Origin of the sequence: Saccharothrix ecbatanensis (assembly GCF_014205015.1) — a bacterium.
Lineage (GTDB): Bacteria > Actinomycetota > Actinomycetes > Mycobacteriales > Pseudonocardiaceae > Actinosynnema > Actinosynnema ecbatanense.
In genome coordinates this window covers 3,002,724-3,013,228 of record NZ_JACHMO010000001.1, presented here as the reverse complement: position 1 = coordinate 3,013,228, position 10,505 = coordinate 3,002,724, and the positions used below count along the sequence as shown (strand labels likewise).

Sequence of the window (10,505 nt, the reverse complement as noted above, 5' to 3'; positions counted from 1 at the left end):
CCGTGCGTGATCGACCTGATGGTGGGGGGCCTGTCGAGCCTGACGGGCCCCCCACCCACGACTCCGACCCGAACGGGACGGGCGGCGAGATCCGCAGCCTGATCGCCACCCTGTCCGGCCGGCGGAACTCAGACCGGCACTCGCTACCTCGTCTGGTAGCCGGTCTGGCGGACGCCGACGACGAGTCCCGCAAGATGGCGCTGGCCGTCCTGGCGGCGTACGGCGAGCGGGCGTCGCAGTACGCCGACGTCATCGCGGACTCCGTGCACGCTGTCGCCCGGTCGGACGACACGGCGGCCGACACGTTCGCCTGGACCATGGCCGCGATGCGCGACGACCGGTGCCTGCCAGTCCTGCGGCGGCGCGTGCTGACCGGCCACTTCACCTATCGCACGGCGCGCGTGTACTTCCCCCGGGCGTTCGAGGGCTTCGACCCGCCGACGCTGGGCGAGGTCCTGACCCCGCTGGACGCCCACTCGGGTGAACTGCTGGAACCGCTGCTCCGGCTCGTCACGGCGCCCACGACGTCGGATCGCGCCAAGGAGCAGGTGTTGTCGGCACTGGGGGAGTGGGGCGCCAGTGCGTCACCGGGCGCGCTCGAGGTGGCCTCACTCCTCGGCTCCAGCCCCGGTGTCGACGCCGCGGCGGCCGACGTCCTGGCCGCTGTCGGGCCGGGAGTGTCGGACCCCGTGGTCGACAGGATCGACGCGTACCTGGCCGGCGACGCGCCCGCCCGTCTCGAGGTCGCGTACGCGCGGTGGCGCATCACCGGCGAGCCGGAACCGGCCTTGGGCGCGCTGGGCGCGGCGGTCGAGGCGGGCCGCGGCTACTACCTGGGCCACCTGGCCCGGATGGGCGCGGTTGCCCACCGGCACATCCCGGCCGTCCGGCGATTCCTCGCCCAACGGCTCAACACCAGGGTCGAGGCCGTCCACGCCCTGTGGATGCTGGGCGACGACGTCCCGGAAGCGCCGGCGATCATGACCGAAGCCGTCCGACCGCTGGCGCAAGGCTTCTCGGCCCCTTATGTCACGCCCGCGCTGCGGTACACGGCCGAGATGGGGACGCTCTCCGGTGAGGCGGCGGACATCCTGGCGACGGCCGTCGCCTCACCCCGCAGGCTCGACGGCCTGCACGGCGGCTGGCGCCTGATCGCCGAGGACCACCAGGTGCAGTCACTCGCCAGGTCCGCCCTGACCCGTGCCCGCTGACCCGTGCCCGCTGACCCGTGCCCGCTGACCCGTGCCCGCTGACCCGTGCCCGCTGACCCGTGCCCGCTGACCCGTGCCCGCTGACCCGTGCCCGCTGACCCGTGCCCGCTGACCCGTGCCCGCTGACCCACGCCCGCTGACCCACCCGGCGTCAGCGGGCAGGGGCGTGGGGACCAGGTCTCGGCGGAGCCGCGCGGGGTGATGCCGGCGGCGTACTTCGCCCTGCTGGCCGCGCCGTTCCTGTACGGGTGGATGGCCGAGTCGTCCGTCTACGTCAGGATGACACGAACGGTTGGAAATCAGTCGTACAGGCGGATGTCCGCGATGCTCCACCAGTTGCCCGCCGCACCGGTCGACGTGACCCGCAGGTACCTCGCAGCGGTCCGGCGCACGTCGACCTCGGTCAGCTGGCCGACACCCACGCCGGAAGCCAGTGGTCGCCATGCCGTGCCGTCGTCGCTGATCGAGAGCTCCCAGTTCCGGGCGTAGTCGCCGAGGTTGCCGCCGCTGTCCACGGCCACCCGGCGGAAGTGCTTGCGTGAACCGAGGTCCAGCTGCACGTGCTGACCCGCGGCCTGGGACTGTCCGCTGCTCCACCGCGTGGAGGCGTCGTCGTCGACCAGGTTTCCGACGCCTTCACCGGCCGGCGACGCGGTGGCGGTGGCGCCGTCGAGCGACACCTGGTCGAGCTTGCCGCGCAACGCGTGGTCACGCGGCCAGGTGAACGTGGCCAGCGCGCCGCCGGGCAGGGTGTACTCGAAGAGCCGCTCGCCGACCTTCACCGCGAACGTCCGCGGGTCGTCGTTCTCGTTGTGCACCACCAGGGCGGTCGAGCCGTCGGGGTTGCGGAACGCCACGTCCATGATCTGGCCGTTCCAGCCGGTGGTGCCGAACGACGTGCTGGCGATCCGCTTCGCGCCCGGCTTCACGAACTTCGACAGGTGGCCGATGGTGTAGTACTCGGCGTCCGTGGTCACGGAGCCGTCCGGGTGGACGGTGACCAGACCGGTGCACGTGCCGCAGCCGCCGTTGTGCGGGCCGCCGGTGCTGTCCAGCGCGATGTTCCAGTTCACGACCGACTTGGCGTGGTTGCGGGTCGTGCCCAGGACGACGTTGCGGGCGTGCCAGGTGAGCGTGTCGCGGAAAACCTTCGCCGGCGGGTCGGTCAGGCCGCGCGAGCCCGAGCACTCGGTGAACCAGATGCCCTTGTCCGGGAACGCGTCGTGCAGCGCAGTCTGGGCGCTCGGGTCACCGTAGTAGCAGTGGAACGCGGTGCCGGCCACCCAGCGCGCGGCCGGGCTGTTCAGGATCTGGTACGGGTAGTCGGTCTCCGGGCTCGTCCCGGGCGGGGTGGCCGCGATGTCGTTGGGGTGGGTCGCCCAGTTGTGGTCGTACGCCAGGATCTTCGTGCGCGGGCTGGCGGTCCGCAGCTTCGGACCCAGCGCCTCGATCACCTTCAGCTGCTGCGCCACCGGCATGTCCGTGCCGGGGTAGGCGTCCGGGGTGCGGTTCTGCGGCTCGTTCTGAACGGACAGGAAGTCCACCGGCACGCCGGCGGCGGCATAGGCCTGGACGAACTTCACCAGGTAGCGGGCGTAGGCGTCGTAGACCGCCGGGTCGTCCTTCAACCGGCCGCCGACCAGCGAGTCGGTCGTCTTCATCCACGCGGGCGGGCTCCACGGCGTGCCCATGACCTTCAACGCCGGGTTGAGCCGCTTGGCCTCGCGCAGCAGCGGCAGCACCTTCGCCTCGTCGGGGGCGATGCTGAAGTGCGCCAACGGGAAGTCGGTCTGCCCGGCCGGCACGTCGTCGTAGGTGTAGTGCTCGGCGGCGGCGGTGAAGTCCGACGAGCCCACCGGCTGGCGCAGGAAGCTCACGCCGATGCCGTGCACCGGGTCGAACAGCTTGCGCATGGTCTCGGCGCGCACCGCCGGCGCCAGTCCGTGCAGCACGCTCGCCGACGAGTCGGTGATCGACGCGCCGAAGCCGTCCACGGTCTGCTCGGCGCGATCCGGGTCCACGACGATCGTCGGGTGCGTGGAGGAGCCGGTGCCGAATGTGACCGGCGCGCGTTGCGCCATCAGCTCCGCCCGGTCGACGGTCGTCACCCAGACCCGCGCCCGTGGGCCGGGATCGTGACCGTCGGCGGCCTGCCCCGCCGGCACGGCGGCGAGACCGAGGATCAGGGCCGCGGTCGCGGCGCGGCGAACAGTCGTTCTCATCGTCGTCCTTAGGGCTGAGGAGGCACCGATGTAACAAGAGGCCAGTCACTGTGTAACAGCTGCTCGCAGCATGAAACACGCGGTGGGGGCCGGCGTCAACCCCGCGCCGGACGCCGGTCGCTATAGTGAGCAGGTGCAAACAGACGCCGGTGACCTGCGGCAACGTCATGCCCGATAACCGGCGCGTCACGGTCCGCGACATCGCCGCGGAGACCGGTGTCTCGATCGCCACCGTCTCCCGCGTGCTCAACGACCACGCCAACGTGGCCCCGCGGACCCGTGATCTGGTGCTCCGGGCCGTGGAACGAAGCAAGATGCGCGTCACGGAGCCGGGTCGGCCGCGCACCGTCTACGTGCGCTGCCCCTACGTGCTCACCGACTACTTCGGCCTGATCGTGTCCTCGATCGCCGAGACGCTGAAGCGCCACGGCCTGCGCGTGCTGCTCGACGCGGGGGAGGCCTCCCAGCACGCCGACGCGCTCGCCGGCCTGCCCGACGAGCCCGGCGTCGACGCCGCGATCCTCATCCTCCCGCCGGAGGACGGCGACCAGCTCGTCGCCCTGTCCCAAACCGACCTGCCGTTCGTCGTGGTCGACCCGCGCACCCCGCCGCCGCCGGACATCGCCGCCGTCTCGGCCGCGCACTTCGCCGGCGCCCGCGCGTTGACCGGCCACCTGGTCGGCCTCGGTCACCGCGACATCGGTGTGATCGCCGGTCCCGAGGAGTGGCTGGCCAGCGACGCCCGCCTGGCCGGCCACCGCGCGGCGCTCTCCCAAGCCGGTGTCCTGCCGATGGCGCACCACCTCTGGCACGTCGAGCCCACCACGGAGGCCGGCCACCGCACCGCCGCCGAACTGCTCGACCACCCGGAACGGCCCACCGCGATCGTCTGCTTCAACGACAAGCTGGCCGTCGGCACGGTGCAGGCCGCCCGTGAACGCGGGCTGCGCATCCCCGACGACCTGTCCATCGCCGGGTTCGACGACATAGACATCAGCCGGGCGACCGACCCGCCGCTGACGACCGTGCGCCAGCCGTTGCAGGAGATGGGGCGCATCGCCGTCACCCAGCTCATGCGGATGCTCGACGGGCACCAGCCCGAAGCGCTCCACATCGAACTGGCCACCACGCTCGTGGTCCGCAAGTCCACCGGACCGGCCCTGAAGCAGTAGAGGGGTTCAGGCGATAGCGCCGCCGACGCGCGCGACCACCTCGCGCAACCAGATGTGTGCCGACGTAAACCCAACATCGCGGTGCACCGGATCGTCACGCGCCGCTTCTCCGTCCGGCCCGCCATCGCGCCGCCGGGCCCGGTCGATCCCGTGGTGGTTCGTCCTACCAGGCCTGGTTTTCTTCGCCTTCGTCGTCGTGGTGCCCAGCGTGCAAGGCGCCGGGTACGCCGGTGACCTGCCCGTCCGTCGCACGATCACCCTGTAGCGCAGGGGCCTGCATCCCCTCGGAGATGCAGGCCCCACTCGCGTCAGACGTCCTGGCTCAGCCACTCGGGCAAGTGCGGCGCCTCGGTGCCGATGGTGGTGTCCTCGCCGTGCCCGGTGTGGACGACCGTGTCCTTCGGCAGGGTGAGCAGCCTCGTCGCGATGGACCGGACGATCGTGTCGTAGTCCGAGAACGACCGCCCGGTCGCCCCCGGCCCGCCGTGGAACAAGGTGTCGCCGGTGAACACGGCGCCCAGTTCGGGGGAGTGGAAGCAGCACGCGCCCGGCGCGTGGCCCGGGGTGTGCAGCACGTGCAGCGTGATGCCCGCCACCTCGATGACCTGGCCGTCGGCGAGGTCGCCGTCCGGTGCGACGTCCGGGTGGGTGAGGTCCCAGACCACGCGGTCGGCGGGGTGCAACAGCACCGGCGCGCCGGTCGCTCGGGCCAGGTCCGGGGCGACGCGGACGTGGTCGTCGTGGGCGTGCGTGGCGAGGATGGCCTTCACCTTGCGACCGCCGACGACCCGCAGGATCGCGTCCGCGTCGTGCGGCGCGTCGATCACCACGCACTCGGTGTCGTCACCCACCACCCAGACGTTGTTGTCGACGTCGAACGTCTGCCCGTCGAGGCTGAACGTGCCGCGCGTGACGGCGTGGTCGACGCGGGCCATCAGAAGATCACCACCGAGCGCAGCACGTCGCCGTGGTGCATCTTGGCGAACGCGTCCTCGACCTGGTCGAGCGCGATGGTCTCGGTGACGAACGCGTCCAGGTCGAGCCGCCCCTGCCGGTAGAGGTCGATCATGTACGGGAAGTCGCGGGACGGCAGGCAGTCGCCGTACCAGGACGACTTGAGCGCCCCGCCACGGGAGAAGAAGTCGATCAGCGGCATGTCGATGCGCATGTCCGGCGTCGGCACGCCGACCAGCACGACCGTGCCGGCCAGGTCACGGGCGTAGAACGCCTGCTTCCACGTCTCCGGCCGCCCCACCGCGTCGATCACCACGTCCGCGCCGAACCCGCCGGTCAGCTCCTGCACCCGCGCCACCGCGTCCTCCGACGACGCGTCCACGGTGTGCGTCGCCCCGAGTCCACGCGCCCAGTCCAGCTTCCGCGGGTCGAGGTCGACCGCGATGATCGTGGTCGCCCCGGCGATCCGGGCGCCCGCCACCGCCGCCGAGCCGACGCCGCCGCAGCCGATGACGGCGACGCTGTCACCCCGTCCGACGTTGCCGGTGTTGACCGCCGCGCCGAACCCGGCCATCACGCCGCAGCCGAGCAGCCCGGCCACCGCCGGTGACGCCTGCGGGTCCACCTTGGTGCACTGCCCGGCGTGCACGAGGGTCTTCTCGGCGAACGCCCCGATGCCCAGCGCCGGCGACAGCGGCGTCCCGTCGGCCAGCGTCATCGGCTGGGCGGCGTTGTGGGTGTTGAAGCAGTACCAGGGCTTGCCCTTCAGGCACGCCCGGCACGTGCCGCACACCGCACGCCAGTTCAGCACCACGAAGTCGCCCGGCGCGACGTCGGTCACGCCGTCGCCGACCTGCTCCACGATCCCGGCGGCCTCGTGGCCGAGCAGGAACGGGAACTCGTCGTTGATCCCGCCTTCCCGGTAGTGCAGGTCGGTGTGGCACACGCCGCACGCCTGCACCCGCACCACCGCCTCACCCGGGCCGGGGTCCGGCACCACGATGTCGGTCACCTCGACCGGGGCGCCCTTGCCTCGGGCCACCACGCCACGAACCGTCTGCGTCACGAAATCCCTTTCCCAGTGCTCATGCTCGATCAACCCGCACGGTAAGAGATTCCCACGCGCGCAGGGTGTTGTTGTGGCGCCGTGTCGGCGACGCGCTGGTGCAGGCCCATGCCGAAGCCGACGCGGCCGGACGGGTCGCGGGCGATCCGGATGTCGCTGGTGGCGGGGCGGAAGAACGTCTGCACGGGCGACTCCCAGCGAACGGCCTCGTCGAACGCCACCCTGGCAAGGTGCGGCTCGGTCCGCAACCGCTGCCACTGGTCCGGGTGGGTGGCGAACGCGTACCGGAGCGCGGGGCTGTCCGGGTGACCGACATCGCACGCCTCGAAGACGCGCATCACACCGGAGAGCACGGACTCGCCGTTGGCCGTTCGCACCACGGCAACGTAACCGGCGCGACCGGCCGGATTCCCCACCCGTTTCCACTCACCGGAAGCGCGCGCGTTCCGCGCCGGTTGCCGGGCTTCGGCGAAGGGGCGGAGTAACTTGACGGGGCAGAAGTGTGGACTGCGGGGGAGCGAGGACCAGATGGAGAACAACGAGGCCGGGGGGCCGGACGAGATCGACCTGAGTCGACCGAGCGCCGCCCGGGTGTACGACTACTACCTCGGCGGGGCGCACAACTTCGCGGTCGACCGGGAGATGGCCCAGCAGGCCATCCGGATGTGGCCCGAGCTGCCGGTGATCATGCAGGCCAACCGGGCGTTCCTGCGCCGCGCCGTCCGCTACTGCGTCGCCGCGGGCGTCCGGCAGTTCCTCGACCTCGGTTCCGGCATCCCGACCGCGGGCAACGTGCACGAAGTGGCCAGGGTCGTCGAGCCGGACACGCGGGTCGTGTACGTGGACCGCGATCCGGTCGCGGTGACGTACAGCCGTTCGATCCTGGGTGACGACCGGCGGACCACCGTCGTGAAGGCCGACCTGCGCGAGCCGGACGCGCTCCTGGCCCGCCCGGAGGTCACGTCGCTGCTGGACTTCGACCAGCCGATCGCGGTCATGATGGTCGCGGTGCTGCACTTCGTGCCGGACTCGGACGACCCGGCGTCGATCATCGCCGGGTACCGGAAGGCGCTCGCGCCGGGGAGCTTCCTCGTCGTGTCGCACGCCACGGACGAGGGGCAGCCGGAGAAGGCCGAGGGGCACCGGGAGCTGTACCAGCGGACTTCGACGCCGATGTCGATGCGCGGCCGCAAGCAGGTCACCGCCCTGTTCGAAGGCTTCGACGTGGTCGACCCGGGCGTGGTGTACCTGCCGCTGTGGCGGCCCGAGTCGCCGGACGACGTGGACGAGCACCCCGAGCGGTTCACCGGCCTCGCCGGCGTCGGGCGCAAGCCCTGACGAGCTGACGCCCTGGTCTGGCCGACGAGTCCGGGACCGTGGAACTTGATAGTCTGAACCCATGCCTGATAGTGCCGATACAGACGGTTGTAGTAGTAGGCCGGGTCCGACCCGGCTGATCATGGTTTCACCGGCCGAGGCGGACGCCTCGTGTTGATCCTCGCCGGTGTGCTGGCGATCGTGGCCCTCACCGTGGCCACGGGGTATTTCGTGGCCCAGGAGTTCGCCTACATGGCGGTGGACCGGGGCCGGTTGCGGCAGCTGGCCGAGGGCGGCGACAAAGCCGCCGAGCGGGCTTACCGCGTCACCCGCAAGTTGTCCTTCATGCTCTCCGGCGCCCAGTTCGGCATCACCGTGACCGCTCTCCTCGCGGGTTACGTGGCCGAACCCCTGCTCGGCACCGGACTCGCCGACCTGCTCGGGCTGACGGGCCTGTCCCCGGCCGTGGCGGTGTCGCTGTCGATGGTCGTGGCGCTGGTGTTCGCCACGGTGGTGCAGATGGTGCTGGGCGAGCTGTTGCCCAAGAACTTCGCCATCGCCCGGCCGGAGTCGCTGGCCAAGGCGTTGAGCGCGTCCACGCTGGCCTACCTCAAGGTCGCCGGTCCGGTGATCCGCCTGTTCGACGCGGCGGCGAACCGGCTGCTGCGCGCGGTGGGCATCGAGCCGGTGGAGGAGCTGCCGCAGGGCGCCACGCCGGACGACCTGCGCCAGATCATCACCGACGCGCGCGGCGAGGGGCACCTGGACGCCGAGCTGTCCCGGTTGCTGGACCGCGGCCTGGGCTTCCGCGAACTGGCGGCCGACCAGGCCATGACCCCACGCGTGGCGGTGCACGCGGTGCGCGCCGACGAGCCCACCTCCCGGGTGGTGGAGCTGCTGGACACCGGCCACTCCCGCTTCCCCGTCTTCGGCGACGACCTGGACGACCTGCGTGGCGTGGTCGGGTTGGCCGAGGTGCTGACCGTGGACCCCGAGCGGCGCGCGGACACGCCGATCGGCGACATCGCCTCCCCGGCCCTGGTGGTGCCCGCGACGCTGCCGCTGCCGGCGGTGCTCGAACGGTTGCGCACCGAGCGCCGGCAGCTGGCGTGCGTGGTGGACGAGTTCGGCGGCTTCGCCGGGGTCGTCTCGCTGGAAGACCTCGCGGAGGAACTGGTCGGTGAGATCCGCGACGAGGACGACCTGGACGAGGCCGCGATCGAGCCGCTGGGCGACGGGATGTGGCGGGTGCCCGGTCGGATGCGGGTGGACGAGATCGCCGCCGCCACCGGCGTGGAGCTGCCCGAGCACGACAGCTACGACACAGTGTCCGGGCTGGTGCTGAGCCGGCTCGGGCGCACCGCCCGGGTGGACGACCGCATCGAGTTCGACGGCGTGTCGGTGCTGGTGACCGCGGTCGCGCGCAACGTGCCGTCGACCGTCGTGCTCGCCTTCCGCGTCGCCGACCGGGAGGGTGTCCGATGAGCACCGGCTGGTCGTTGGCGCTGTCGTTGGGGTTGTTGATCGCCAACGCGTTCTTCGTCGCCGCCGAGTTCGCCCTCATCTCCGCCAAGCGGCACCGCTTGGAGCAGGCCGCCGAGACGAGTCGCGCGGCCCGTGCGGCCGTGGCCGGTGTGCGTGAGCTGTCGTTGATGCTCGCGGGCGCCCAACTCGGCATCACGCTGTGCACGCTGGGGCTCGGCGCGTTGGCCAAGCCCGCCGTCGCCGACCTGCTCGACCCGCTGCTGGCCGCGACCGGACTGCCCGCCGGTGTGTCCTACGGCATCGCGTTCGCGATCAGCCTGGTGCTGGTGGTGTTCCTGCACATGGTGGTGGGCGAGATGGCCCCGAAGTCGTGGGCGATCTCGCACCCGGAGCGTTCGGCGCTGTTGCTGGCGCTGCCGTTCCGGGCGTTCGCGCACTCGGTCCGCTGGGTCCTCAGTGGACTGAACGGGGTGACCAACGCGTTGCTGCGGTCGATGAAGGTACAGCCGCAGAACGAGTTGGCGCAGGCGCACCGGCCCGACGACCTGCGGATGCTGGTCCGGCAGTCCGCGGAGGACGGTCTGATCCCCGAAGGTCAGCGGCGACTGCTCACGCGGATGCTGCAACTCCAGAACACGACGGTGGCGCAGGTCATGATCCCCGTCGAGCGGACCGTGACGGTGTCCGAGCGGACCAGCGCGCGGACCATCGAGCTGCGCAGCCGTGAGTGCGGTCGTTCCCGCTTCCCGGTGACGGACCCGCAGGGGCGGTTCGTCGGGCTGGTCCACATCCGTGAAGCGGTTCGGGCCACCGCCGCGGGCGCCGACACCACCGCCCGCGACCTGATGGGCACGGCCCTGACGCTGCCCGCGGCCATGCCGGTGGCCCAGGCCGTCACCGCGATGCGAGCGGACCGCGCGCAGCTCGCCCTCGTGGCGGACGACGACCGGGTCGTGGGCATCGCCGCGTTGGAGGACCTGCTCGAAGAGCTGATCGGCGATTTCGAGGACGAGACCGACACCCCGTTGCCGGCGATCTGATCACGCGTCCGGACGCGTTCGGATAGCCTTTTCGCCGG

The 10,505-nt window shown here is 71.6% G+C and carries 9 protein-coding genes; 5 read left to right on the top strand and 4 right to left on the bottom strand.

The features are described 5' to 3' along the window. The first annotated feature begins 2 nt into the window (after positions 1-2). A complete protein-coding gene (locus F4560_RS12940) occupies positions 3-1,211 on the top strand; it encodes a hypothetical protein (protein WP_184919828.1) in 1,209 nt (402 codons plus the stop codon). 299 nt (positions 1,212-1,510) lie between these two features. On the opposite strand, the gene F4560_RS12935 is transcribed toward F4560_RS12940, so the two are convergent. Further along, a complete protein-coding gene (locus F4560_RS12935; RefSeq protein ID WP_184919826.1) occupies positions 1,511-3,433 on the bottom strand; it encodes a discoidin domain-containing protein in 1,923 nt (640 codons plus the stop codon). A 167-nt stretch (positions 3,434-3,600) separates the two neighbouring features. On the opposite strand from F4560_RS12935, the gene F4560_RS12930 reads away from it, so the two are divergent. Then, positions 3,601-4,605: a LacI family DNA-binding transcriptional regulator gene (locus F4560_RS12930; protein WP_184919824.1), complete on the top strand. Its 1,005-nt coding sequence runs from the start codon at positions 3,601-3,603 to the stop codon at positions 4,603-4,605. Between the two features lie 308 nt (positions 4,606-4,913). Here F4560_RS12930 and F4560_RS12925 read toward each other — a convergent pair whose 3' ends face one another. The 3 genes from F4560_RS12925 to F4560_RS12915 are packed head-to-tail and all read right to left on the bottom strand — an operon-like array spanning position 4,914 to position 7,002. Continuing rightward, positions 4,914-5,540: an MBL fold metallo-hydrolase gene (locus F4560_RS12925; protein ID WP_376775286.1), complete on the bottom strand. Its 627-nt coding sequence runs from the start codon at positions 5,538-5,540 to the stop codon at positions 4,914-4,916. Further along, the gene (locus tag F4560_RS12920) at positions 5,540-6,625 is read right to left on the bottom strand and encodes an S-(hydroxymethyl)mycothiol dehydrogenase (RefSeq protein WP_184919822.1); all 1,086 of its coding nucleotides are present in this window, start codon (positions 6,623-6,625) and stop codon (positions 5,540-5,542) included. Before F4560_RS12920 ends, F4560_RS12925 begins: the two co-directional genes overlap by 1 nt. A 29-nt stretch (positions 6,626-6,654) precedes the next feature. Next, positions 6,655-7,002 carry a hypothetical protein gene (locus F4560_RS12915; protein ID WP_246477787.1) on the bottom strand — a complete coding sequence of 116 codons (348 nt, stop codon included), beginning with the start codon at positions 7,000-7,002 and terminating at the stop codon, positions 6,655-6,657. 151 nt (positions 7,003-7,153) lie between these two features. Between F4560_RS12915 and F4560_RS12910 the strand changes: the two genes are divergently transcribed. The 3 genes from F4560_RS12910 to F4560_RS12900 all read left to right on the top strand — a co-directional run bounded on the left by F4560_RS12910 (position 7,154) and on the right by F4560_RS12900 (position 10,467). Further along, positions 7,154-7,963 (top strand): SAM-dependent methyltransferase, encoded by an 810-nt coding sequence (locus F4560_RS12910; protein WP_184919819.1) that lies wholly within the window; start codon positions 7,154-7,156, stop codon positions 7,961-7,963. A 150-nt stretch (positions 7,964-8,113) separates the two neighbouring features. Then, a complete protein-coding gene (locus F4560_RS12905; RefSeq protein ID WP_184919817.1) occupies positions 8,114-9,427 on the top strand; it encodes a hemolysin family protein in 1,314 nt (437 codons plus the stop codon). After that, positions 9,424-10,467, top strand: a complete 1,044-nt coding sequence (locus F4560_RS12900; RefSeq protein ID WP_184919815.1) for a hemolysin family protein — start codon at positions 9,424-9,426, stop codon at positions 10,465-10,467. Before F4560_RS12905 ends, F4560_RS12900 begins: the two co-directional genes overlap by 4 nt. The last annotated feature ends 38 nt before the right edge of the window (positions 10,468-10,505 follow it).